This window comes from Serratia sp. BNK-10, from assembly GCF_047456065.1.
GTDB classification, from domain to species: domain Bacteria; phylum Pseudomonadota; class Gammaproteobacteria; order Enterobacterales; family Enterobacteriaceae; genus Serratia; species Serratia ureilytica.
On the sequence record NZ_CP179894.1, the window covers coordinates 4,673,631 to 4,698,959 of the forward strand.

Below are 25,329 nucleotides of genomic sequence, written 5' to 3' on the forward strand. Positions count from 1 at the left end.
CGCCGCGCGATCAGTGGCAGGCCGGCCCGGCCGACATCACTTCGCGAAAGTGGGTGACCAGCGGGCGCAGGTTGGCCTTGTGCCACACTGCCCACAGCTGCGTGGTGTATTGCATCCAGGGCAGCTCGCGCAGCACCACACCCTGCGGCGCGTTATGCCGCAGGCTGTGCTGGATCAGCGTCATCCCCAACCCGGCGGCGACCAGCCCCAGCGCCGTCAGCGGCTCGCCCGCTTCCAGCCGAATATCCGGATCGAACCCGGCCTTCACGCAGGCCGCCACGAAATCGTCGCGCGAATGGGCATCCTCTTTGTGGATCACCGAGATCCAGGCCTGATCGGTGAGATCCGCCGGCTGCAGCGTTTCCCTGTCAGCCAGCGGATGCGTCTGCGGCAGGGCCAGCAACATGCGATCGTCCAACACCTGCGTATAGTCCAAATCCTGATCGTCGCGATCCGGCGCCGTATTGACCAGCGCCACGTCCAGGCTACGCTGCCGCAGCCCTTCCAGCTGCATAGAAGAAGGCTGGCTGTAAAGCACGATGTGCACATCCGGCCGGGACACCCGCAGCGACCGCAAGGCGTTCGACAAGACGCCGGAGTGCATCGCATTTTCGATATAGCCGATGCACAGCCCGCCGTCTTCACCCCGCCCCAGGCGGCGTCCGAGCGATTCGAGCCGGTTGGCGTGCGTCAACAGCGCGCGGGTTTCGGCCAGAAACGTCTGGCCGTCGGCGGTCAGGCGAATGCGCTGCTGATTGCGCTCAAACAGCATCAATCCGAGACGTTCCTCAAGCTGGGAAATCTGCCGGCTCAGCGGCGACTGGGAAATGTGCAGCCGTTCGGCAGCGCGGCCGACGTGCTCCTCTTCCGCCACCGCGACGAAGTATTTCAACTGACGTAAATCGATCATGTGAGACCTCAAAGGACTTAACTTAGACAAATTATGTCCTATCAAGTCACAACTTGCCACGCTATCTTTAGCCTCGTGACGGGGCAGACGCACTGTGCGCCCCCCAATTTCCCTGAAAAGATAACGTATTGAGGACCTGACATGAGCATCAGAAATATTTTACCCGGCAAGATCGGTTTGGGCGGCGCACCGCTCGGCAATATGTTCCGCAACATCCCGCAAGACGACGTGCAAGCCACCGTCAGCGGCGCCTGGGATCTGGGCATCCGCTACTTCGACACCGCGCCGCTCTACGGTTCCGGCCTGTCGGAAATCCGCATGGGTGAAGTGCTGTCGCACTACCCACGCGACGAGTATGTGCTGAGCACCAAAGTGGGCCGCATCATGCTGGACGAAGAAGAAGACACTTCCGCCCGCGATCTGGGCGAGAAAGGCGGTTTGTTCGAACACGGCTTGAAGAACAAAATAGTCAACGACTACTCCGCCGACGCCACGCTGCGTTCCATCGAAGACAGCCTGAAGCGCCTGAAAACCGACCGCCTGGATATCGTCTGGATCCACGATCCGGCCCAGGATTTCTACGGCGACAACTGGATTGAACAGTTCAACATCGCCCGCACCGGCGCTTTCCGCGCGCTGACCCGTCTGCGTGAAGAAGGGGTGATCAAGGCCTGGGGCCTCGGCGTCAACCGCGTCGAGCCTTGCGAACTGGCGCTGGGCCTGAGCGAAACGCAGCCGGACGCCTTCCTGCTGGCCGGCCGTTACAGCCTGCTGGATCATGAACGCGCGCTGCAACGTTTGATGCCGGAAGCCCTGGCGAACAACGTCGACATCGTCGTCGGCGGCCCTTACAACTCCGGCGTGCTGGCCGGTGGCGAGCACTACGAATACCAGAAAGCATCCCCGGCGGTGCTGGCGAAAGTGGCGCAAATCAAAGCGATCGCCGCTCGCTTCCAGGTCGACGTCAAAGCCGCCGCGCTGCAGTTCTCGCTGGCTAACCCGGCGGTCGCCGCCGTGATCCCCGGTTCGAGCCGCCCTGGCCGCATGGCCGAAGATCTGGCTGCGCTGGACGCCGTTATCCCGGCTGAATTCTGGGCCGAAATGCGCCGTCAGAAACTGGTGGCCGACAACGCGCCGCTGCCGATTCGTTAAGTTTTATGGGGCCGCATGGCCCCATTACCCCCATTAACTCGATGAGATACATGATGAAACTGGATCTTTCAGGCAAAGTCGCCGTCGTCAGCGGCTCCACCTCCGGCATCGGCCTCGGCATCGCGCGCGGGCTCGCCAAAACGGGCGCCACCGTGGTGATCGTCGGCCGTCAGAAAGCCGGGGTTGATAACGCCATCGCCGACATCAGCGCCAACGTGCCCGGCGCGCAGGTGCGCGGCGTGGTCGCCGATCTCGGGACGGAACACGGGGCTGCAACCCTGTTCGCCGCGGAACCGAGAGCCGACGTGCTGATCAACAACCTGGGCATTTTCAACGATAACGACTTCTTTACCGTGCCGGACAGCGAGTGGATGCACTTCTATAACGTCAACGTCCTCTCGGGCGTGCGGCTGGCGCGCCACTATGCGCAGAGCATGACCGAGCAGGGTTGGGGACGCATTATTTTCGTGTCGTCCGAATCCGGCGTCGCCATCCCGGCGGACATGATCAACTACGGCGTCACCAAAAGCGCCAACCTGGCGGTGTCTCACGGCCTGGCGAAACGCCTCGCCGGCACCGGCGTAACGGTCAACGCCATCCTGCCGGGGCCAACCTTTACCGAAGGCCTGCAAGACATGCTGGCGGATGCGGCGGCCAAATCCGGGCGCAGCGCACGCGATCAGGCCGACGAGTTCGTTAAAACCGAACGCCCAAGCTCCATCATTCAGCGCGCGGCGGACGTTGATGAAGTGGCCAACCTGGCCGTTTACTTCGCGTCTCCGCTGTCTTCGGCCACCACCGGCGCGGCGCTGCGCGTCGACGGCGGCGTCGTAGATACGCTGGCAATGTAACCCTGTACCCGAAACCGATATTAAGAGAGAAAGAAAATGGCTACTACATCCGTCTCAATGGACATCCCGGCATCCGCCGACACCGTATGGCAACTGATCGGCGGCTTCGACGCCCTGCCTGACTGGCTGCCGTTCATTCCGAAAAGCGTCATTTCGCAAGGCGGCCGCGTGCGCACTTTGACCACCGCCGACGGCGGCACCGTCATCGAGCGGCTGGAAGCGTTCGATAACCGTCAACGCAGCTACAGCTACTCCATCATGCAGGCGCCGTTCCCGGTGGTGAATTACCTGTCCACCCTGTCAGTGCACGCCACCGACGACGCCAACGTGGCGCGCGTGGAATGGTCGGGCAGCTTCACGCCGGTCAACATCAGCGACGACGAGGCCATCGCCCTGTTCAGCGGCATCTACCAGGGCGGCCTGGATGCGCTGAGCGGTAACTTCCCTCGTTAACGCTTGAACACTCAAGCCCCACGGCCGATGGCTTCACCCATCGGCCGTTTTTTTTGGTTTGGCCGCGCGAAGCGACAACGCCGCGAAACAGGATAAATCCGCCATCGCCGCTTATGCTGTAAAGGAGATGTTCATTTGAGGAGATGACCGTGCGCCCTTTCAACCTGCAACAGTTGGATCATGTGGTTCTGCGCGTGCGAGATATGCAGAACAGCCTGCGTTTTTATACCCAGGTCATCGGTTGTGATATCGCCAAACAGCGGCCGGATTTGGGGCTGGTGCACCTGCGCGCCGGCGCTTCCATGATCGATCTGGTGGACGTCAACGGCATGCTCGGAAGAAAAGGCGGCATGCCGCCCGATGCCAGACAGCAGAACGTCGATCACTTTTGCCTGCGCATCGATCCGTTCAACGAAGACGCGTTGTTGACCTACCTGCGATCGCAGGGGATCGACGCGGATCCCGCCGAATCGCGCTACGGCGCGGAAGGCGACGGGCCGTCCATCTATTTCAGCGATCCGGACGGCAATCGCGTGGAATTGAAAGGGCCGGCGCTCGATTAACCGCTTTGGTTACCTTCGATAGCAGACAGCCGTTGGCGATCCGTCACCCGCAGTGATTTGTTTTTAAACTGAATGATGCCTTCCGCCGCGAGCTGCGCCAACGCGCGGCTCAGCTGTCTGACGGAGATGCCCAATCTCGCCGCCAACGCCTCCCGGTTTTCCAGCTCAATCAATTCCCCTTCGCTCTTTATCTTGAACAATAAAAATTTTCGCAGTTTATATTCCGCCGTCAAAACGCCGTTCGCATGCAGCAAGGAGGAATTCAGCAGCTTATTGCTCAATTGCCGGCAGATAAAGGTGAGAAACGCCGGGTCGCTCAGGGCGTGATTGTTGATGACCTCTATCGGTGCCGCGAGGAGCAGCGCGTCGGTCACCGCCTGCACGGTGCTGAACAGCGTGCGCTGCGCCTGGGAGAACAGCTCCAGATCGCCAATTACCGAGAAATCCGTTTCGAAGGAAAAGACAATGTGCGCGCCATTCACATCAAAATTCTCAACCTGCAATTTTCCCTGCACGAGAAAAAACAGGTGGGTCAAACGATCGCTTTGCGTCACCAGGTATTCGCCGGCTTCGACGCTCACCAGGCGCAGTGCGGCGAGCAGCGTGGGCGAAAGCGCCGTTTGCATATCGTGAACCTCAATGAACGCTTCTTTTAGCTTGCTGTCACCGACCGTTTTCAAGGCGATTCACTCCCAAGGCTCATCCTTAAACGTCTTGCCTCCTCGCTTTCGACTGCGTTCAGCATAGCCGACGCGCTTCAGAACGAAAAAGGACATCTGACCTTTTTTGCCTTGGGCCGCCTGGGTATTTTCTCCGTACCCCCTACGAGGAGATTGCCATGCGACACATTCTGATAGACACCGATACCGCTTCCGACGATGCCGTTGCGCTGCTGATGGCGTTGCGCGAACCTGGCGTGAAAGTGGAAGCGATCACCGCGGTCGCCGGAAACTGCCCGCTAGAACACTGCGTCAAAAATGCGCTCATTTGCGTGGAAAAAGCGGGAACCTATGCTCCTCCGGTTTACGCCGGCATGGCGAAACCACTGTTTCGCACGCGCTATCACTCGCACCATATTCACGGTGAAGACGGCATGGGCGACATGGCCTTGCCGACCCCACGCTTGGCCGTAGAACCCGTTCATGCCGTGGACGCCATCATCGACTGCGCCGCACGGCTCAAGGGCGAGCTGGAAATCGTCACCCTGGGGCCGCTGACCAATCTCGCGATGGCGGTGCTGAAAGCGCCCGCGCTGGCCGAAAAGGTGAAGCGCGTGTATGTCATGGGCGGTTCCGGACTGACGCCCGGCAATATCACCCCGCTGGCCGAATTTAATTTTTACGCCGACGCCGAGGCTGCGCATCTGGTGCTCACTGCCGGGCTGCCGCTCACTCTCGTCGGCTGGGAGATCGGCATGGGGGAAGCCTTTATCGACGAACGCGATATAGAACGATTGAATAACCTCGGCGAACTGGGACGCTTTGCCGTGCGCTGCAATCGCGCGCTGATGGCGTTCAACGCACGGCGCACCGAACGCAAAGGGTTTGATTTGCCCGATCCGACCACCATGGCGGTGGCGCTCTATCCGGATATCGTCGAGACCAGTCTGGAAGCGTATTCATGGGTAGAATATAAAAGTGAGAGGTCTTACGGCCATTACGTCATCGATTCCACTCAGCTTACCGGCGAACCGGCCAATGCGCGCGTGATTACCCGCATTAAGCCCGGCCTGTTTAAAGAAAAACTGTTCTCGTTGTTATCTCAGCCGTTAATGAAATAAGTGACCCGCATGAAATTCGATCCAAGAAAATTGAAGAAAGTGGAATTACACGTCCATTTGGATACCTGTTTAAGCTACCACTATTTAAAAAAGGTCGACCCGCAAATAACCAGAACGGCATTTAATCGGCAATTTGTCGCGCCGAAACGATGCGCCGATCTGGGGGACTTTCTAAGCAAGATAGCGCCGCAAATAGATCTATTGCAGACAAGCCAGGCGATAACGCTGGCCGTCGAGGACTTATTCGCGCAGTTGGCGGCGGATAATGTCATCTATGCCGAGCTGCGCTTCGCGCCGCTGCTGCATACCCGGCTGGGGTTAAGCGGTGAAGCGGTGGTCGAGACGGTGCTGGCGGCCATGCATAACGCCTCGCGGGCTTACGGCATCGCCGCCGGGCTGATCCTATGCACGCTGCGGCATTTCGACGCGGCCGCCAGCCTGCAAACGGCGAAGCTGGTTATCGATTATCAGGGAAGCGGCGTGGTGGCGCTGGATTTGGCCGCCGATGAAGCGCGTTACCCGCTGACCCACCATGTGGCGGCCTTTCGCGCCGTGCGTGCCGCTGGCGGCAACGTCATCGCCCACGCCGGCGAGGCGAAGGGCCCCGACAGCGTGCGGGAGACGCTAGATAGGCTGCAGGTGTCACGCATCGGCCACGGCGTCAGAAGCATCGAGGACCCTGCGCTCGTCGAGCGCCTGGTAGCCACCGGCGTCCTGCTCGAGATATGCCCCAGCTGCAATCTCACCTGCAATTTGTTCGACAGCATCGACGATCATCCGATAGATCGGCTGAAAAAGTGGGGGGTGCGGCTAAACGTGAATACCGATGCGCGCACCGTCGTCGATACCACGCTGAACAAGGAGTACCAGCTGTTGCATGACGCCTTCGGCTGGCAGGATGACGATTTTAACCGCAGCAACCGACAGGCGCTGGAGGCGAGTTTTCTCGACGGCGATACTAAAATTAAATTAATGAGTCAGCTCAATGCCGGGTCGATGTGACCCGGCGCGTTTCAAGGCCAAGCGGCGTTTTACCGCCCCTGCGCCGCCAGCGCCTGGGCGCAGGCCCAGGCCGAACTCCAGGCCCACTGGAAGTTGTAACCGCCCAGCCACCCGGTCACGTCCACCACTTCGCCGATAAAATAGAGCCCCGGCGCCTTGTGGGCTTCCATCGTCTTGGAAGAAAGTTCGTTGGTGTCGACGCCGCCGAGCGTCACCTCCGCCGTGCGATAACCCTCGGTGCCGTTCGGCTGCACGCGCCAGTTCTGCAACAGATCCACCAGCGCCGCCTGCTGCGGCGCATTCAGCTGCTTCAGCGTCGCCTCCGGCAGTTGTCCCAGGGTCTGCAAGCATTCCACCAGCCGCTTCGGCAAGTGCAGCGCCAGGGTATTTTTCAGGCTTTGGTTCGGGTGCTGCAGGCGCTGTTCATCAAGGAAGCCCGCTAGATCAAGCTCAGGAAGTAAGTTAATGCTCACATACTCACCCGGTTGCCAGTAGCTGGACAGCTGCAATACCGCCGGGCCGGACAGGCCGCGATGGGTGAACAGGATGCTTTCACGGAAGCTGACGCCGTTCTCGGCGGTGATCACCGCCGGCACCGACACGCCGGACAGCGTTTGCACATGCTCCAGCAGCGGCTTATGCAGGGTAAACGGCACCAGCCCGGCGCGCGTCGGCAGCACCCTGAGGCCGAACTGCTCCGCCAGCTTGTAACCGAACGGCGAGGCGCCCAGCCCCGGCATGGATAATCCGCCGCTGGCCACCACAAGTGAGCGAGCACTTACTTTTTCGCCATTCAGCGCCAGCGCGTAGCCGTTCTCGGTTTTCTCCACGCCCAGCACTTCGCTGCGCAGGCGCATCGTCACCTGGCCCAGCTCGCACTCTTTGACCAGCAGATCCACCACCTGCTGCGCCGAATCGTCGCAGAACAGCTGCCCCAGCGTTTTTTCATGGTAGGCGATGCCGTAACGGTTGATCAGATCGATGAAGTCCCACTGGGTGTAGCGCGCCAGCGCCGACTTGCAAAAATGCGGGTTGTTCGACAGATAGGCCGCCGGTTCGGCGTACATGTTGGTGAAGTTGCAGCGCCCGCCGCCGGACATCAGGATCTTGCGGCCCGGTTTTTTGCCGTTGTCGAGCAGCAACACGCGGCAACCGAGTTGCCCCGCCTGCGCGGCGCAAAACATGCCGGCGGCGCCCGCCCCAATCACTACGACATCAAACTGTTCCACCTGAGCCTCACTTATCAAAACCACAATCGCGACAAAAGAGCGCCATATTACGCCGTTTCGCCGCCGGTCACCGCCAAATTCACGGCGGCAGATTGTAAAGCCCCCGCGCCGCCAACGCCATAGTAAGAAAATATTACAGAGGTCAGAGCAGATTAACGCGTTGATATTCCATATTTTTGTTATAGACACGCCACCATTTCGTCATGTCCAAATCAAAAAAACGTCATATTTTCCTTTTCCCCGGCACCGGTTGTCACTGATAATGCGCGGCGTTCATGTCCACAAACTGGCGTAACGCTTATGCTGCATTTGTTCGCTGGCCTGGATTTCCATACCGGCCTGATGTTAATTCTCGCATTGTTGTTCGTGTTGTTTTATGAAGCCATCAACGGTTTTCATGATACGGCCAATGCGGTCGCTACAGTTATTTATACCCGCGCCATGCGCTCGCAACTTGCGGTCGTGATGGCAGGTTTGTTCAACTTTCTTGGCGTAATGCTCGGCGGTTTGAGTGTTGCTTACGCCATCGTCCACTTGTTGCCTACCGATCTGTTGTTGAACGTCAGTTCAGCACACGGATTAGCCATGGTCTTCTCCATGCTGTTGGCGGCAATCATCTGGAACCTCGGCACCTGGTATTTCGGTCTGCCGGCGTCCAGTTCCCATACGCTGATAGGCGCAATCATCGGTGTCGGTTTAACCAACGCCCTGATGACCCACACTTCGGTCGTGGATGCGCTTAACGTCCCGAAAATGATTGGCATTTTCCTTTCTCTGCTGTTCTCGCCGCTGGTCGGCATGATGGTGGCGGGAGTGATGGTGTTCGCCTTGCGCCGCTATTGGAGTGGCACCAAGAAACGCCAGCGTATCCACATGACCCCAGCGGAACGTGAAAAGGTCGACGGCAAACGCAAGCCGCCGTTCTGGACCCGTATCGCGCTGATCCTGTCGGCGATTGGCGTCAGCTTCTCGCACGGCGCCAACGACGGTCAGAAAGGCATCGGCCTTATCATGCTAGTGCTGATCGGCGTTGCCCCGGCCGGCTTCGTGGTCAATATGAATGCAACCGGTTATGACATCACCCGTACGCGTGACGCCGTGACCCACCTGCAGCAATATTACCAGCAGCACGGCGACGCGCTGTCGCATGCGGTGTCGTTGACGCCGCTGGTGCCAAGCCCGGATGACGAAGCCACGCCTGGCAAACCGGCCGAGTTCCACTGCGACAGTTCGCGCGCCATGCCGGCGATCGAGCTGGCTCAGGGCATGCTGACCAACCTGCAAAGCTACGATCAGTTGACGGTTGAGCAGCGCAGCCATTTGCGCCGCCTGCTGATGTGCGTGACCGACACGGCGGATAAAGTCGCCAAGCTGCCGGAAACCTCATCCGCCGACCAGCGCTTCCTGAAGAACCTGCGTCAGGATCTGCTGCAGACCGTCGAGTACGCGCCGATGTGGATCATCGTCGCCGTCGCGCTGGCGCTGTCGCTCGGCACCATGGTGGGCTGGAAACGCGTAGCCACCACCATCGGCGAGAAGATCGGCAAGAAAGGCATGACCTACGCCCAGGGCGTATCGGCCCAGATGACCGCGGCGCTGTCGATCGGCGTGGCGAGTTATACCGGCATGCCGGTCTCCACCACCCACGTTCTCTCTTCGGCGGTTGCCGGGACGATGATCGTGGACGGCGGCGGCGTGCAGAGCAAAACCGTGAAGAACATCCTGTTGGCCTGGGTGCTCACCCTGCCAATCTCGATTCTGCTTTCCGGTGCGCTGTATTGGGTCGCGTTGAAGCTGATCTAAGCGACAAGCATCATGAGGAAGGCGGCCGCATGGCCTAATGCCAGTCAGTTAAGCCTGACTGGCATTTTTTTATCCATCCTCTGGGCGTTTTGTGCAGGAGAATTGCCGTAAATACCCCGAATTTCTCTGTTACCACAATGAACGGCAATTGGAGGGGCCGAAGGCGCGGCCCCTCCACCCGCGCCTTCGCTTAACACCGTCTGTCCGCTATGCGGATACCCTCGCCGCGTCTGCATTGTCGGGCGGGTCGGCTGCGACAAACGTCCCTGTTAGTCTCGCCTCAACCGGCCTTCCCTGGCCGGTTGCCCCTGACAACGCCGTCTTGCTCGGCAGCCGGTGATGCGCGCCCAAGGTCAACACCTGAGCTGGCTGCTATCGGGAAATCTGTCGCTTATGAGGTTGTGGTAGAGAAGTTGGAGATGAGCGCGGTGTTGGGCGCCCTTGAAGACGCCGAACGCAGGCATAGCGCATTAGGCGAAACCGCCATGGACGGCGGTTTCAGGTGAGACAGGCAGGGACGCCTGTCGCAACCGGCCTCAATGCGGTATGGCGGAGCGAGGGGAGTTGGCAAAGCCAACCGTCTGATAGGGCAAAGGCGCGGGTTGCCAGGGGCCGCGCCTTTCGGCCCCTGGCTCGGTCGAGGAGCAGGAGCCTCATGATGCACCTCTCATTTATCGACCGAAAACGTCACGAGTACTTCAAAAAAACGCTAACTGGTAAGCATTAGGCCGCACGGCCGCCTTTTTTTTGCCTGCATCAAGGGAAACAGAAAGGCATTAATACCAAATCATCATCGCTATCAGGCAGATGACCACCAGGCCGCACAGGGCCGAAGTCAGCATAAACTGCCCGCGCACCCGCTCGCAGCGGCGAATAAACTCCGGATCGTGGTGCTCGACATAGCGCTGCGCGAAGATATAACGCACCAGCCTCAGCTGCTTGCTGGGTTGGCCGTGGGCGGTAAAGAAACCGCCGCCGTCGACATATTGGTACAGCAGCGGGTCACAGCCGCGCAATACCACCAGCAGCGCGCGCAGAGAAGAGTAATACCGCACCATGTTAACCACACACACCACACACAAGGCCCAAAACAGCGCGACGGTACTGATCATGATTGCCCCCTCAAGGCGTTGTTATCCGCGGCCATCCGCCGGGTCCAACCGCCCTACCTCATTACCCGATACTCTGCTGGAGCTTACCGCTCTCATCCCCTTTTTTTGCCTGCACGGGCCACGCCCATAACCCACCGCCTCCGAAGACGTTGCCGCACCGCACGATGAGATTTGCACGGCATGGTTCTACTCAGAGGAGAAATGATGAGGCCCATATCCATCATTGTAGGTTAATGAAACGCAAACTGGCCTGAGCAGTGGATAAAATTTACCGCCCTGTGCCGAAAAGTCACCTGCCGGGGCGTTATAAACGATAACCGCCCGTTTTCGATTAGGCTGTTTTTATGGATAGTCTATCCCGCGCCACGCCGCTGATCTTTCCCCCACGCTGGCTAGACTCAGGTTTCCGTTACGCTTATCCAAGGAAACTGTTATGGCAAACCATTCAATCAAGGGAAAAACCGTCCTGATCGCCGGCGGCGCCAAGAACCTCGGCGGGCTGATCGCGCGCGATTTGGCTGAGCAAGGCGCCAAAGCGGTGGTGATCCACTACAACAGCGCCGCCTCCAAAACCGAGGCGGAGAAAACCGTCGCCGCCATTCAGGCCGCCGGGGCGCAAGGCGTCGCGCTGCAGGCCGATCTGACCACGGCGGGCGCGGTCGAGAAGCTGTTCGCCGATGCTGTCGCCGCCGTCGGCAAGCCGGATATCGCCATCAATACCGTCGGCAAGGTGCTGAAAAAGCCGCTGATCGACATCAGCGAAGCCGAGTACGACGAGATGACCGCGGTCAACGCCAAAACCGCGTTCTTCTTCCTGAAAGAAGCGGGTAAGCACCTTAACGACAACGGCAAAATCTGCACGCTGGTCACCTCGCTACTCGGCGCCTTCACGCCGTTCTACGCCGCTTACGCCGGCACCAAAGCGCCGGTGGAGCACTTCACCCGCGCCGCCGCCAAGGAGTTCGGCGAGCGCGGCATCTCCGTGACGGCGGTCGGCCCCGGCCCGATGGATACCCCGTTCTTCTACCCGGCGGAAGGCGCGGACGCCGTGGCCTACCACAAGACGGCGGCGGCGCTGTCGCCATTCAGCCAAACCGGCCTGACCGATATCGAAGACGTGGTGCCGTTCATCCGTCATCTGGTCAGCGACGGCTGGTGGATAACCGGCCAAACCATCCTGATCAACGGCGGCTACACCACCAAATAAACCCGGCGGGGGCACCTATCGCCCCCGCACCTGCTCGCGCGCAACCGCGCCATGCGGCTACACTCTCTTTCAGAAACGGCGCCAAGGAACAGCAGGTCAACGAGATGGACAAATTCAATCAATACCGCGTATTCGTGCAGGTGGCGGAGATGGGCAGCTTTATCCGGGCGGCCCATGCGCTGGAGGTGCCGCGCACCTCGGTGTCCGCCGCCGTTCAGCAACTGGAAACGCAGTTGGGCGTGCGCCTGCTGCACCGCACCACACGGCAAGTGCGGCTGACCACCGACGGCGAACAGCTGCTCGAACGGCTGCGCCCGCTGCTGGCCGAGGTGGAAGATATCGATCAGTCGTTTCAGGCCAGCCAACGGCAGGCCTCCGGGCGGCTCAGCGTCGATGTGCCGAGCCGCATCGCCCGTCGGCTGATCGCGCCGGCGCTGCCCAGCCTGCTGCGGCGCCACCCTCATCTGCAGCTGGTGCTCGGCTCCGCCGATCGCGCCATCGATCTGGTGCAGGAAGGGGTCGACTGCGCGGTGCGCGTCGGCGATCTGCACGACAGCAGCCTGGTGATGCGCCCGCTCGGCCATATCGCGCTGATCAACTGCGCCAGCCCCGCCTACCTGAGCGAATTCGGCCATCCTCTTCATCCCGCCGATCTCGCCGAGGGGCACTGGAGCATCGGCTACGCCTCGCCCAAAACCGGCCGCGAATCCCCCTGGGAATACCTGACCGGCGACGGCCACACCCAGCGGCTCGACTTGCCCAGCCGGGTGGTGGTCAACAACGCCGAAAGCTATATCGCCTGCTGCCGCGCCGGGCTGGGATTGATGCAAATCCCGCGCTACGACGTGCAACACCTGCTCGACGCCGGTGAACTGGTGGAAGTCCTGCCCGGTTACCGCGCCGCCTCCATGCCGATCGCCCTGATCTACCCCCATCGCCGCCAGCGTTCCCGCCGTTTGGCGGTGTTTCACGAGTGGTTTGAAAGCCTGCTGCAACCGCATCTGGAGCGCTGATTGCACATTTAGCGCTATACTTTGTTTAATAACGCTTATAATTCAAGCGGTCAGACCGTTAAAACCCGCATAACCCTTAGGCTTTTACGCCGCGCGGGTGTACAACGAAAGGTATCGTGCGCAGAGATTTTCGATGCGGCGCAGTGTGATCGCCCCAACATATCATTGCGTTATCCGAATGATACTATGGAACCAAAAGCGCCAGGCGGGTACACGGAACGCCTGCTAACCCTTTTTAATCGGCATGTTTATGGAAGGAGTATTCTTATGGCTTACAAACACATATTGATCGCGGTAGACCTATCCCCGGAAAGCAAGATCCTGGTAGAAAAAGCCGTCTCTATGGCGCGGCCGTATAACGCCAAAGTTTCTCTGATCCACGTCGATGTCAACTATTCCGATCTCTATACTGGCCTTATCGACGTCAATCTCGGCGACATGCAAAAGCGCATCTCTGAAGAAACCCACCAGGCGCTGACCGAGCTGTCGCAAAACGCCGGCTACCCGATCACCGAGACCCTGAGCGGCAGCGGCGATCTGGCGCAGGTGCTGGTGGACGCCATCAAGAAATACGACATGGACCTGGTGCTGTGCGGCCACCACCAGGACTTCTGGAGCAAACTGATGTCTTCCGCTCGCCAGCTGATCAATACCGTGCACATCGATATGCTGATCGTGCCGCTGCGCGACGAAGAAGACGAATAAAGTAAGCGCTTGCTAACTTAACTGCCCAACGCCCGCGCCCTGCGGGCGTTTTTCATGCCGCTACGCCGATTAATCGCTTGATAATCAACCGCCCTCCGATGATATAGTCGCTAAAGACACAACATCCTCCCCCGAGCATCATCTATACCCAAATCTATAAGAAATAGCGGGGGAAAATTTAATGCTAAAAGGAGTTATCCATGGAATATGCCGTATCGGTAGAGTTTTTCCTGTCCTCGTTACAACGCCATAACCCCCACCAGCCGGAATATCTGCAGGCCGTGCGCGAAGTGTTCACCTCGCTGTGGCCATTTATCGAGCGCAACCCGCGCTATCGCGAACAGGCGCTGCTGGAGCGCCTGGTGGAGCCCGAGCGCATCATTCAGTTCCGCGTCAGCTGGGTGGACGATCGCGGCCAGGTGCAGGTCAATCGCGCCTTTCGCGTCCAGTTCAACTCGGCCATCGGCCCCTACAAGGGCGGCATGCGCTTCCACCCGTCGGTAAACCTGTCGATCCTGAAGTTCCTCGGCTTTGAGCAGACCTTCAAGAATGCGCTGACCACCCTGCCGATGGGCGGCGGCAAAGGCGGCTCCGATTTCGATCCGAAGGGCAAAAGCCAGGGCGAGATCATGCGTTTCTGCCAGGCGCTGATGACCGAGCTGTATCGCCACTTGGGCCCGGACACCGACGTGCCGGCCGGCGACATCGGCGTCGGCGGCCGTGAAGTCGGCTTTATGGCCGGCATGATGAAGAAACTGTCCAACAACACCGCCTGCGTGTTTACCGGCAAAGGGCTCTCCTTCGGCGGCAGCCTGATCCGCCCCGAGGCGACCGGCTACGGCCTGGTGTACTTTACCGACGCCATGCTGCAGCGCCACGGCCTGGGCTTTGAGGGCATGCGGGTGGCGGTGTCCGGCTCCGGCAACGTGGCGCAGTACACCATCGAGAAAGCGTTGGAGCTGGACGCGCGCGTGATCACCGTGTCGGATTCCGGCGGCACTCTGGTGGACGAAGACGGCTTCACCACCGAGAAGCTGGCGCACCTGGCGGAGATCAAAAACCAGCGCTACGGCCGGGTGGCGGACTACGCCCGCGAACGCGGCCTGACCTACCTGGCGGGCCAGCAGCCGTGGAACGTGCCGGTGGATATCGCCCTGCCGTGCGCCACCCAGAACGAACTGGATCTCGAGGCGGCGCAGACGCTGATCCGCAACGGGGTGAAAGCGGTGGCGGAAGGCGCCAACATGCCGACCACCATCCAGGCCACCGACGCCTTCCTCGACGCCGGGGTGCTGTTCGCGCCCGGCAAGGCGGCCAACGCCGGCGGCGTGGCCACCTCGGGGCTGGAGATGGCGCAAAACGCCGCGCGCATCGGCTGGCGGGCGGAAAAAGTGGATGTACGTTTACAACATATCATGGCGGATATTCACCATGCCTGCGTGGAATACGGCGGCGAGGGCAAGCAAACCCACTATGTACACGGCGCGAATATCGCCGGTTTCGTTAAGGTTGCGGAGGCGATGCTGGCCCAGGGCGTGCTGTAATCGGGCGCAAAGGTGATCTTGTTCACACATCGATTAAATGCTTCAATGCCGGCTCCTTCGCCGGCATTTTTTTCCGCGTCCAAGCCATCAAAATGATGCGCAAACGTTAATTAAAAGTTAATAAAATGTTATTTCTAACCGTTTAATTGGTAGTAAGTTTACCACCACCAAATAATTAAACATTTATTTAACACTAAATACGCTAGTATTTTACTTAAATGTGCGCAGATCACATTTCATTAACTTCGGCTACGCTCCCTCTTCCATTCCTTTGTAATCTGCAGCGGTGGAAAAACCGCCACCCCTACAGATAAAAAAAGGTACAGCTAATGAAATTTAACCTCGCATTATTAAATGCATGTGTGGTTTCTGCGTGCATGTTATCGACAACACCTGTGTTCGCCGCTGATAAATATGAGATTGCCGTGGTCGCCAAAGTGACCGGCATTCCGTGGTTCAACCGCATGGAAGTGGGCGTCAACGAAGCGGCGAAAAAACTCGACGTCAACGCTTACCAGACCGGCCCGTCTACGCCGGATCCGGCCGCGCAGGTCAAGGTGATTGAGGATCTGATCGCCAAGAACGTCAACGCCATCATCGTGGTGCCGAACGACGCCAAGGTGCTGGAGCCGGTGCTGAAAAAAGCGCGCGACAAAGGCATCGTGGTGCTGACCCATGAATCCCCGGACCAGCAGATCGGCCAGTGGGACATCGAGACCATCGACAGCGAGAAATACGCGCAGGCCAACGTCGATGAGCTGGCGAAAGACATGGGCGGCAAAGGCGGCTACGCGATCTACGTCGGCTCGCTGACTGTGCCGTTGCACAACGCCTGGGCCGATTCCGCCATCAAATACCAGAAAGAAAAATACCCGGACATGTTTGAAGTCACCTCGCGCTTGCCGGTGGCGGAAAGCATCGACAAATCCTACGCCACCACGCTGGATCTGATGAAAACCTATCCGCAGATGAAGGGCATCATCGGCTTCGGTTCGCTCGGCCCAATCGGCGCCGGCCAGGCGGTGGCCAAGAAACGCGCCAAGGACAAAATCGCGGTGGTGGGCATCGCCATGCCGGCGCAGGCCGCTCCTTACCTGATGCGCGGCGACATCAAGAAAGCGCTGCTGTGGGATCCGAAAGACGCCGGTTATGCGCTGGTGACGGTGGCCGACCAGCTGCTGCAGGGCAAAGAAGTGAATAAGGACCTGTCGATCGAGGGCCTCGGCAAAGCCGACGTCGATATGGAACACAAAGTGATTCGGTTTAATAAGATTTTGGAAGTGACCAAAGACAACGCCCAATCGCTCGGATTCTGATTTTTCGCGTAATTTCGCCACACCGGGAAAGTAGTTAAACCCTCGTAGGGGCGCAGCGTTGCTGCGCCCAGGGCTTCGGCCGCTACGCAAGCACAGGTTAACGTTATGACAGCCTCCCCCGCATTTATCACCCTGGAGAATATCAGCAAGCGATTCCCAGGCGTGCTGGCATTAGACCAGATCAACCTGACGCTGAATAAAGGCGAAGTGCACTGCCTGGCCGGACAAAACGGCTGCGGCAAAAGCACCATCATTAAAATCATCTCCGGCGTCTATCAGCCGGAAAAAGGCGCCAATATTTCGCTGGAAGGCAAACTCTTCCACGCCCTGACGCCGCAGCTGTCCGGTTATTACGGCATACAGGTGATCTACCAGGACCTGTCGCTGTTCCCTAACCTGACGGTAGCGGAAAACATCGCCATCCACCGTTACCTGCCCGGCGGCCACTTCTGGGTGCGCAAGCGGGTGATGCGCCAGACGGCGCTGGACGCCATGGCGCGGGTCGGCGTACACATCGATCCCGATAAAAAAGTGGAAAAACTGTCGATCGCCGATCGGCAGCTGGTGGCGATTTGCCGCGCCATCGCCGCCGAAGCGCGCTTGGTTATCATGGACGAACCGACCGCCTCGCTGACCCGCCAGGAAGTCGACGGCCTGCTGCGGGTGGTCAACGAGCTGAAAGCAGCCGGCATCTGCGTGGTGTTCGTCAGCCACAGATTGGATGAAGTGATGGAAGTCGCCGATCGCATCAGCGTGATGCGCGACGGCAAGCTGGTGGGCACCTGGCCGGCCAGCGAACTGGACAGCCATGAACTGGCGTTCCTGATGACCGGCCAACGCTTCCATTACAGCCCGCTGCCCCCGCTGCCGCCGGCCGAACAGGCGCCGCTGCTCGAGGTGCGCAACCTCAGCCGCGGCGAAAAATACCGCAACGTCAATCTGGCGCTGCGCGGCGGCGAGATCGTCTCTATCGTCGGCCTGCTCGGTGCCGGCCGCACCGAACTGTGCCTCAGCCTGTTCGGCATGACGCGGCCGGACAGCGGCGAGATCCGCATCGAGGGCCGGGCGGTGCAGCTGCACAACAACCGCGAAGCGGTGCGCCACGGCATCGGCTATGTGTCGGAGGATCGTCTGACGCAGGGATTGATCATGGAGCAATCGATCTACGACAACACCATCGTCACCGTCTTCGATCGGCTGCATACCTCGCTCGGGCTGCTGGATCACGCCAAGGCGACCGAGCTGGTTAACCGGCTGATCCGCGATTTGAACATCAAGGTGTCCGACAGCGCATTGCCGGTGAAAACCCTGTCCGGCGGCAACGCCCAGCGCATCGCCATCGCCAAATGGGTCGCGACCCAGCCGAAGATCCTGATCCTCGACTCGCCCACCGTCGGCGTCGACATCGCCAACAAAGAGGGGATCTATCAGATCGCCCGCGATCTGGCGCAGCTGGGCATGGCGGTGCTGATGATCTGCGACGAGATCCCGGAAGCCTATTACAACAGCCATCGGGTGATGGTGATGCGCAAAGGCGAGCTGATCGCCGAGTTCGCGCCGCACCAGAGTACCGAACAACAGATCGCCGAGGTGGTGAATGGATAAGTCATTATTGGCCCGCCTGGCCGGGCGGCACGAGTTTTATCTCGGCCTGCTGGTGCTGCTGCTGGCGATCGGCCTGAGCGCCGGCACCGATGAGTTTCTGACGCTCGGCAACCTGACCGACGTCGCCACCAGCTACGCCATTCTCGGCATCCTGGCCTGCGGGCTGTTCGTGGTGCTGATCGCCGGCGGCATCGACATTTCGTTCCCGGCAGTCACCGCCATCGCGCAGTATGTGATGGCCAGCTGGGTGATCCAGCACGGCGGCAGCTTCCCGCTGGCGTTCGCCCTAGCGATTGGCGTCGGCCTGCTGCTCGGGCTGGTGAACGGTTTCCTGGTGTACTGGCTGAAAGTGCCGGCGATCATCATCACCATCGCTACCCTTAACCTGTTCTACGGCCTGCTGGTGTACGCCACCAACGGCACCTGGCTGTACGGCTTCCCGGACTGGTTCATGAACGGCATCAACTGGTTCTCGTTCCAGGGCGCCGACGGTTACGACTACGGCCTGACGCTGCCGCTGCTGTGCCTGCTGGCGACCATCGTCGTCACCGGCGTGCTGATGAACCGCACCCGGCTGGGGCGCCAGATCTACGCCATGGGCGGCAACCGCGACGCGGCGTCGCGCCTGGGGTTGAACCTGCTGCGGCTGCACTTCTGCGTCTACGGCTATATGGGCATTCTGGCCGGCGTCGCGGCGGTGGTGCAGGCGCAGATCACCCAGTCGGTGGCGCCCAACTCGCTGCTCGGCTTCGAGCTGACGGTATTGGCGGCGGTGGTGCTGGGCGGCACCAGCATGAGCGGCGGCCGCGGATCGTTGACCGGCACCCTGCTCGGCGTGGTGCTGCTGGCCTTCCTGCAAAACGGGCTGACGCTGCTCAGCGTCTCGGCCTATTGGCACCAGGTATTCAGCGGCGCGATCATTTTGATCAGCATCAGCACCACCGCCTGGAACGAAAAACGCAAGCTGCTCAAGGAGATCTGACATGACGCAGTTAACTCGGTTGATCCCAAACGATCGGATCATTCGCCTGCAGGGCGCGATCATCATCGCGGTGGCGCTGCTGTTCGCCGGGCTGCTCGGATCGCGCTTCTTCAGCCTCGGCAACTTCCAGTCGATCGCCTCGCAGCTGCCGATCCTCGGCCTGCTGGCGCTCGGCATGGGCATCACCATGCTGACCGGCGGCATCAACCTGTCGATCATCGCCGGCGCCAACGCCTGTTCGCTGGTGATGGCGGCGATCATCGTCAGCCATCCCGACCAGCCGCTGTTCCTGGCGCTGGCGCTGTTGGCCGGCCTGCTGGTGGCGGTGGCGATCGGCGCGCTCAACGGCGCGCTGGTAGCCTGGATAGGCGTCTCGCCCATCCTCGCCTCGCTCGGCACCATGACCCTGATCACCGGCCTGAATATTCTGCTGTCCAACGGCGCGGTGATCTCCGGCTTCCCGGCGGCGATTCAATTTCTCGGCAACGGCGCCGTGCTCGGCGTGCCGGTGGCGCTGATCCTGTTCCTGCTGGTGGCGGTGGGTCTGTGGCTGCTGCTGGAGCACACCACGCTGGGGCGCAGCCTGTACCTGATCGGCTCCAACGAGCAGGCCACCCGCTTCAGCGGCGTGAACACCGCGCGGGTGCAGATCGCGGTGTATATCCTGTCGGCGCTGCTCGGCTGGGGCGCCGCCCTGCTGATGATGGCCAAGTTCAACTCGGCCAAGGCCGGCTACGGCGAATCTTATCTGCTGGTGACCATTCTGGCCTCGGTGCTGGGCGGCATTAACCCGGACGGCGGTTTCGGCCGTATTCTGGGGCTGGTGCTGGCGCTGATCGTGCTGCAAATGTTGGAAAGCGGCCTCAATTTGCTGGGGGTCAGCAGCTACCTGACCATGGCCCTGTGGGGCGGCGTGCTGATCCTGTTTATCGCGTTACAGAATCGAAAAGCCTGAGGAGAAAATAATGGCGAGCTATTTTATTGGCGTAGATGTGGGCACCGGAAGCGCGCGCGCGGGCGTATTCGATCTCAATGGCCGCATGGTCGGCCAGGCCAGCCGGGCCATCGATCTGTACCGGCCGAAGGCGGATTTCGTCGAGCAGTCGTCGGATAACATCTGGCAGGCGGTGTGCAATGCGGTGCGCGATGCGGTCAACCAGGCCGACATCAACCCGATCCAGGTCAAAGGGCTGGGCTTCGACGCCACCTGTTCGCTGGTGGTGCTGGATAAAGAAGGCAAACCACTGACCGTCAGCCCCTCCGGCCGCACCGAGCAGAACATCATCGTGTGGATGGATCACCGGGCGATCGCCCAGGCCGAGCGCATCAACGCCACCAAACACCGGGTGCTGGACTTCGTCGGCGGCATCATTTCGCCGGAGATGCAGACGCCGAAACTGCTGTGGCTGAAGCAACACATGCCCACCACCTGGGCCAACGCCGGTTACCTGTTCGATCTGCCGGACTTCCTCACCTGGCGCGCCACCCAGGACGCCACCCGCTCGCTGTGCTCGACAGTGTGCAAGTGGACCTATCTCGGCCACGAGCAGCGTTGGGACAAGAGCTACTTCCAGCAGATCGGGCTGGAAGACGTGCTGGAACACGACGCCGCCAAGATCGGCAGCGACGTTAAAATGATGGGCGAGCCGCTGGGCCACGGCCTGACTCAGCGCGCCGCCAGCGAGATGGGGCTGATCGCCGGCACGGCGGTGAGCGTGTCAATCATCGACGCCCACGCCGGCACCCTCGGCACGCTGGGCGCCACCGGCGTCTCCGGCGAGGTGGCCGACTTCAACCGCCGCGTCGCGCTGATCGGCGGCACCTCCACCGGCCATATGGCGATGTCGCGCACCGCGCGCTTTATCGGCGGCGTCTGGGGGCCGTATTACTCGGCGATCCTGCCGGAATACTGGTTGAACGAAGGCGGCCAGTCCGCCACCGGCGCGCTGATCGACCACGTCATCCAGTCGCACCCGTGCTATCAGGAGCTGCTGGCGCAGGCGAAAACTCAGGGCCAGACCATCTATGAGGTGCTGAACGCCATTCTGCGCCGCATGGCCGGCGAGCCGGAGAACATCGCCTTCCTGACGCAGGACATTCACATGCTGCCGTACTTCCACGGCAACCGCTCGCCGCGCGCCAACCCGACGCTGACCGGCATCCTGACCGGGCTGAAGCTGTCGCGCACGCCGGAGGACATGGCGCTGCACTACCTGGCCACCATTCAGGCCATCGCGCTCGGCACCCGCCACATCATCGAAACCATGAACCACAGCGGCTACAGCATCGACACCATCATGGCCAGCGGCGGCGGCACCAAGAACCCGATCTTCGTGCAGGAGCACGCCAACGCCACCGGTTGCGCCATGCTGCTGCCGGAGGAGAGCGAAGCGATGCTGCTGGGCGGCGCGATGATGGGCACCGTGGCGGCCGGCGTGTTCGACACCTTGCCGGAGGCGATGAGCGCCATGAGCCGCATCGGCAAGACGGTGACGCCGCAGACCAACCAGATAAAAAGCTACTACGATCGCAAATACCGGGTGTTCCACGAGCTGTACAACGACCACATGAAATACCGCCGGTTGATGCAGGAGGAGGCGTGATGCAGCAAGAGTGGCGGCAGGCCGTGCAGGGCTGGCAAACCTACAGCCAGGAGCTGGCGCAGCTGGGCGAACGCCTCGATGCGCGCACCTGGCAACGGCTGCTGGCGCTGCTGGCCGACTGCCGCGGTAAAATCGCCGTCACCGGCGTCGGCACCTCGGGGATTGCGGCGCGCAAGATAGCCCATATGCTGGCCTGCGTGGAGCGGCCGGCGGTCTACCTCGACGCCACCGGCGCTGCGCACGGCGATCTGGGCTTCCTGCGCGCCGACGATCTGCTGATCCTGATCTCGCGCGGCGGCAATTCCGACGAGCTGACCCGCCTGCTGCCGACGCTGCAGGCCAAAGGGGTGACGCTGATCGCGGTGACGGAAAACCCGCATTCCGCCATCGCGCAGGCGGCGCAGCTGACGATCGCCACCGGGGTGCAAAAGGAGATAGATCCGCTGAACATGCTGGCCACCACCTCGATTGTGCTGGTGTTGGCGATCTTCGACGCCGCCTGCGCCTGCCTGATGACGCGCAGCGGTTACGATAAGGACACCTTGCTGGCGGTGCATCCGGGCGGCGGCGTGGGGAAAAGTTTGCGGGAGGAAAACTGAGGGCCCGACACCGCGGGCCCGGCAGACATTACAGCGGCATGTAGATGTCGAAACGGTGGCTTTTGGTCAGCGTGGCGGCGTGCGCCGGCACATCGGCCAGCGGCGGCGCGTAGTCCGGGCGTTTCACCACCACGCGCTTGGTCGCCAAACGGCGCGCCGGTTCCAGCAGGCCGTCGGCGTCATCGTCGCTGCCCACCAGCGATTGGAACACCCGCATCTCTTTCTTCACCAGCGCGCTTTTCTGCTTGTGCGGGAACATCGGATCGAGATACACCACCTCCGGGCGCGGGCTGAGATCCGCCAGCGCCGTCAGGCTGGAGGCGTGCAGCAGCGTCAGACGATCGCGCAGCCACGGGCCGATTTCCGCATCCTGATAGCCGCGCTGCAGGCCGTCGTCCAGCAACGCCGCCACCACCGGATTGCGCTCCAGCATCCGCACCCGGCAGCCCAGCGCCGCCAGCACGAAGGCGTCGCGCCCCAGCCCGGCGGTGGCGTCCACCACGTCCGGCAGGTAGCTGCCCTTGATGCCGACCGCCTTGGCCACCGCCTCGCCGCGGCCGCCGCCGAAACGGCGCCGGTGCGCCATGGCGCCGGAGACGAAATCGACGTAGATCCCGCCGAGCTTCGGCTCGTCGCGCTTGCGCAGCTCCAGCCGCTGCGGGGTCAGTACCAGCGCCATCGGCGCGTCGTCGTCGGACGTCAGCCGCCAGCGCTGCGCCAAAACAGACAAGGCGCCGGGATCGGCGCCTGCTTCACACAATAAACACACGCTCACGTGTCGGGTTATCCTTTAATGCCGTAATGGCGCAGCATAGCATCCAGCTGCGGCTCGCGGCCACGGAAGCGTTTGAACAGCGCCATCGGCTCTTCCGAACCGCCGCGCGACAGGATGTTGTCGAGGAAGGATTTGCCGGTCTCGGCGTTGAAAATCCCCTCTTCTTCGAAGCGCGAGTAGGCGTCGGCCGACAGCACTTCCGCCCACAGGTAGCTGTAGTAACCCGCCGCGTAGCCGCCGGCGAAGATGTGGCTGAAGGCGTGCGGGAAGCGGCCCCAGCTCGGCGAAGGCACCACCGCCACCATTTTCTTCACTTCCACCAGCGTCGGCAGGATCTGCGCCCCTTTCTCCGGGCTGTATTCGAAGTGCATGCGGAAATCGAACAGACCGAACTCCAGCTGGCGCAGAATGAACAGCGCCGCCTGGTAATTCTTGGCCGCCAGCAGCTTGTCGAGCATGGCCTTCGGCAGCGGCTCGCCGCTCTGGTAGTGGCCGGAGATAAACGCCAGCGCTTCCGGCTCCCAGCACCAGTTTTCCATAAACTGGCTCGGCAGCTCGACCGCATCCCACGGCACCCCGTTGATGCCGGAGACGCCGGCGGTATCGATCTGCGTCAGCATGTGGTGCAGACCGTGGCCGAACTCGTGGAACAACGTCGTCACTTCGTTATGGGTGAACAGCGCCGGCTGGTCGCCCAGCGGGCGGTTGAAGTTGCAGGTCAGGTAAGCGACCGGTTTTTGCAGCGTGCCGTCGGCCTTGCGCAGGCTGCCGACGCAGTCGTCCATCCAGGCGCCACCGCGTTTGTTTTCGCGGGCGTACAGATCGAGGTAGAAGCTGCCGCGCAGCTCGCCGTCGGCGTCGAACAGATCGAAGAAGCGCACGTCCGGATGCCAGGTATCCACGTCTTTACGCTCTTTGGCGGTGATGCCGTAAATGCGTTTCACCACCTCGAACAGCCCTTCCACCACCCGCTGTTCCGGGAAGTACGGGCGCAGCTGCTCGTCGCTGATGGAGAACAGATGCTGCTTTTGTTTTTCGCCGTAATAGGTGATGTCCCAGGCGTCGAGCTCGTCCACGCCATAGTGCTGTTTGGCGAAGGCGCGCAGCTGCGCCAGCTCCTGCTCGGCCTGCGGGCGGGCGCGCTTGGCCAGATCGCTCAGGAAGCCAATCACCTGCTCCGGGCTTTCCGCCATCTTGGTCGCCAGCGACTTGTCGGCGTAGGTGTCAAAGCCCAGCAGCTGAGCCAGCTCATGGCGCAGCGCCAGCGTTTCCGCCATCACTTCGCTGTTATCCCATTTGCCGGCGTTCGGCCCCTGGTCAGAGGCGCGGGTGGCGAAGGCGCGGTACATCTCTTCACGCAACGCGCGGTTGTCGGCGTAGGTCAGCACCGGCAGGTAGCTCGGCATGTCCAGCGTCAGCAGCCAGCCGTCCTGCTCTTTGGCCTGCGCCATCGCCTGGGCCTGCGCCAGGGCGCTTTCCGGCAGGCCGCTCAGCTCGGCTTCGTCGGTAATCAGTTTGCTCCAGCCCATGGTGGCGTCGAGCACGTTGTTGCTGTAGGTAGAGCCCAGTTCGGACAGGCGCGCGACGATCTCGCCGTAGCGCTGCTGTTTGTCCGCCGACAGGCCGATGCCCGACAGCTCGAAGTCGCGCAGCGCGTTATCCACCGCCTTGCGCTGCGGTACGCTCAGCGTCTCGAACGCCGCGCCCTCTTTCAGGCTGCGGTAGGCCTGGTACAGCCCTTCGTGCTGGCCGACCCAGGTGCCGTACTCGGACAGCAGCGGCAGCGCCTGCTCATAGGCGGCGCGCAGCTCCGGGCTGTTTTTCACCGAGTTCAGGTGCCCGATCGGCGACCAGATGCGAGACAGGCGATCGTCCGACTCCGCCAACGGCTGACACAGATTGTCCCAGGTGAACGGCCCCGGCTGCGCGACCACGCGCTCTACCGCGGCGCGGCAGTCCGCCAGCGCGGATTGCACCGCAGGCACGATATCTTCAGGGCGGATCGCCGAAAACGGCGGCAGGGAAAACGGAGTCAGCAACGGATTTGTCATAGGGCAGTCCTGATTAGCGTTGGGGCCCGCCGCGAGGACGAGCCTTAAAATGCGTATGAATCTCTAACATGGAG

Annotated in this window: 23 protein-coding genes; 17 read left to right on the forward strand and 6 right to left on the reverse strand. The window is 61.1% G+C overall.

What is annotated here, in order from left to right; all coding sequences use genetic code 11:
- Positions 1–10: 10 nt before the first annotated feature.
- Positions 11–910, reverse strand: coding sequence for a LysR substrate-binding domain-containing protein (locus ACMGG9_RS22485; protein ID WP_033645340.1), 900 nt, complete (start codon positions 908–910; stop codon positions 11–13).
- A gap of 141 nt (positions 911–1,051) precedes the next feature.
- On the opposite strand from ACMGG9_RS22485, the gene ACMGG9_RS22490 reads away from it, so the two are divergent.
- From ACMGG9_RS22490 to ACMGG9_RS22505, 4 genes are all read left to right on the forward strand, one after another.
- A complete protein-coding gene (locus ACMGG9_RS22490; RefSeq protein ID WP_033651778.1) occupies positions 1,052–2,062 on the forward strand; it encodes an aldo/keto reductase in 1,011 nt (336 codons plus the stop codon).
- Between the two features lie 53 nt (positions 2,063–2,115).
- Positions 2,116–2,913: an SDR family NAD(P)-dependent oxidoreductase gene (locus ACMGG9_RS22495; protein ID WP_414162283.1), complete on the forward strand. Its 798-nt coding sequence runs from the start codon at positions 2,116–2,118 to the stop codon at positions 2,911–2,913.
- A gap of 36 nt (positions 2,914–2,949) precedes the next feature.
- Positions 2,950–3,366: an SRPBCC family protein gene (locus ACMGG9_RS22500; RefSeq protein WP_047026516.1), complete on the forward strand. Its 417-nt coding sequence runs from the start codon at positions 2,950–2,952 to the stop codon at positions 3,364–3,366.
- 143 nt (positions 3,367–3,509) lie between these two features.
- Entirely contained in the window at positions 3,510–3,929 is a 420-nt protein-coding gene (locus ACMGG9_RS22505; protein ID WP_033651779.1) for a VOC family protein, read from the forward strand.
- Here ACMGG9_RS22505 and ACMGG9_RS22510 read toward each other — a convergent pair.
- Positions 3,926–4,555 (reverse strand): Crp/Fnr family transcriptional regulator, encoded by a 630-nt coding sequence (locus ACMGG9_RS22510; RefSeq protein ID WP_232091488.1) that lies wholly within the window; start codon positions 4,553–4,555, stop codon positions 3,926–3,928. The two genes, ACMGG9_RS22505 and ACMGG9_RS22510, sit on opposite strands and share 4 nt — an antisense overlap.
- Before the next feature lie 212 nt (positions 4,556–4,767).
- Between ACMGG9_RS22510 and ACMGG9_RS22515 the strand changes: the two genes are divergently transcribed.
- Both ACMGG9_RS22515 and add read left to right on the forward strand, forming a co-directional pair.
- On the forward strand, positions 4,768–5,709 hold the full coding sequence (locus ACMGG9_RS22515) for a nucleoside hydrolase (RefSeq protein WP_033645346.1): 942 nt from the start codon (positions 4,768–4,770) through the stop codon (positions 5,707–5,709).
- Positions 5,710–5,718: 9 nt separating this feature from the next.
- A complete protein-coding gene (add, locus tag ACMGG9_RS22520) occupies positions 5,719–6,711 on the forward strand; it encodes an adenosine deaminase (protein ID WP_069100681.1) in 993 nt (330 codons plus the stop codon).
- 29 nt (positions 6,712–6,740) lie between these two features.
- On the opposite strand, the gene ACMGG9_RS22525 is transcribed toward add, so the two are convergent.
- A complete protein-coding gene (locus ACMGG9_RS22525; protein WP_033645347.1) occupies positions 6,741–7,940 on the reverse strand; it encodes an NAD(P)/FAD-dependent oxidoreductase in 1,200 nt (399 codons plus the stop codon).
- Between the two features lie 300 nt (positions 7,941–8,240).
- Between ACMGG9_RS22525 and pitA the strand changes: the two genes are divergently transcribed.
- The gene (gene pitA, locus ACMGG9_RS22530; RefSeq protein WP_033645348.1) at positions 8,241–9,743 is read left to right on the forward strand and encodes an inorganic phosphate transporter PitA; all 1,503 of its coding nucleotides are present in this window, start codon (positions 8,241–8,243) and stop codon (positions 9,741–9,743) included.
- A 776-nt stretch (positions 9,744–10,519) separates the two neighbouring features.
- On the opposite strand, the gene uspB is transcribed toward pitA, so the two are convergent.
- Positions 10,520–10,855 (reverse strand): universal stress protein UspB, encoded by a 336-nt coding sequence (gene uspB / locus ACMGG9_RS22535; RefSeq protein ID WP_004930978.1) that lies wholly within the window; start codon positions 10,853–10,855, stop codon positions 10,520–10,522.
- Between the two features lie 433 nt (positions 10,856–11,288).
- Between uspB and ACMGG9_RS22540 the strand changes: the two genes are divergently transcribed.
- From ACMGG9_RS22540 to ACMGG9_RS22585, 10 genes are all read left to right on the forward strand, one after another.
- Positions 11,289–12,062, forward strand: coding sequence for an SDR family oxidoreductase (locus tag ACMGG9_RS22540; RefSeq protein WP_033645349.1), 774 nt, complete (start codon positions 11,289–11,291; stop codon positions 12,060–12,062).
- Positions 12,063–12,166: 104 nt separating this feature from the next.
- Positions 12,167–13,075 carry a LysR family transcriptional regulator gene (locus ACMGG9_RS22545; RefSeq protein WP_414161735.1) on the forward strand — a complete coding sequence of 303 codons (909 nt, stop codon included), beginning with the start codon at positions 12,167–12,169 and terminating at the stop codon, positions 13,073–13,075.
- Between the two features lie 267 nt (positions 13,076–13,342).
- Positions 13,343–13,780 (forward strand): universal stress protein UspA, encoded by a 438-nt coding sequence (gene uspA / locus ACMGG9_RS22550; protein ID WP_004930988.1) that lies wholly within the window; start codon positions 13,343–13,345, stop codon positions 13,778–13,780.
- Positions 13,781–13,980: 200 nt separating this feature from the next.
- The gene (gene gdhA, locus ACMGG9_RS22555) at positions 13,981–15,324 is read left to right on the forward strand and encodes an NADP-specific glutamate dehydrogenase (protein WP_414161736.1); all 1,344 of its coding nucleotides are present in this window, start codon (positions 13,981–13,983) and stop codon (positions 15,322–15,324) included.
- Between the two features lie 329 nt (positions 15,325–15,653).
- Entirely contained in the window at positions 15,654–16,640 is a 987-nt protein-coding gene (locus ACMGG9_RS22560; RefSeq protein ID WP_033636379.1) for an autoinducer 2 ABC transporter substrate-binding protein, read from the forward strand.
- Between the two features lie 105 nt (positions 16,641–16,745).
- The gene (locus ACMGG9_RS22565; RefSeq protein WP_028128101.1) at positions 16,746–18,245 is read left to right on the forward strand and encodes a sugar ABC transporter ATP-binding protein; all 1,500 of its coding nucleotides are present in this window, start codon (positions 16,746–16,748) and stop codon (positions 18,243–18,245) included.
- Positions 18,238–19,227 (forward strand): ABC transporter permease, encoded by a 990-nt coding sequence (locus tag ACMGG9_RS22570; RefSeq protein ID WP_015379367.1) that lies wholly within the window; start codon positions 18,238–18,240, stop codon positions 19,225–19,227. The genes ACMGG9_RS22565 and ACMGG9_RS22570 overlap by 8 nt, the downstream gene beginning before the upstream one ends.
- Before the next feature lies 1 nt (position 19,228).
- Entirely contained in the window at positions 19,229–20,182 is a 954-nt protein-coding gene (locus ACMGG9_RS22575; protein ID WP_016930441.1) for an ABC transporter permease, read from the forward strand.
- A gap of 10 nt (positions 20,183–20,192) precedes the next feature.
- Positions 20,193–21,830, forward strand: coding sequence for an FGGY-family carbohydrate kinase (locus ACMGG9_RS22580; protein WP_004931001.1), 1,638 nt, complete (start codon positions 20,193–20,195; stop codon positions 21,828–21,830).
- On the forward strand, positions 21,830–22,429 hold the full coding sequence (locus ACMGG9_RS22585; RefSeq protein ID WP_042785538.1) for a KpsF/GutQ family sugar-phosphate isomerase: 600 nt from the start codon (positions 21,830–21,832) through the stop codon (positions 22,427–22,429). Before ACMGG9_RS22580 ends, ACMGG9_RS22585 begins: the two co-directional genes overlap by 1 nt.
- Positions 22,430–22,457: 28 nt before the next feature.
- Here ACMGG9_RS22585 and rsmJ read toward each other — a convergent pair whose 3' ends face one another.
- Together rsmJ and prlC are read right to left on the reverse strand one after the other, a co-directional pair.
- The gene (gene rsmJ / locus ACMGG9_RS22590) at positions 22,458–23,204 is read right to left on the reverse strand and encodes a 16S rRNA (guanine(1516)-N(2))-methyltransferase RsmJ (RefSeq protein WP_033645355.1); all 747 of its coding nucleotides are present in this window, start codon (positions 23,202–23,204) and stop codon (positions 22,458–22,460) included.
- Between the two features lie 8 nt (positions 23,205–23,212).
- Positions 23,213–25,255 carry an oligopeptidase A gene (prlC, locus tag ACMGG9_RS22595; RefSeq protein WP_262825527.1) on the reverse strand — a complete coding sequence of 681 codons (2,043 nt, stop codon included), beginning with the start codon at positions 25,253–25,255 and terminating at the stop codon, positions 23,213–23,215.
- Positions 25,256–25,329 lie beyond the last annotated feature (74 nt).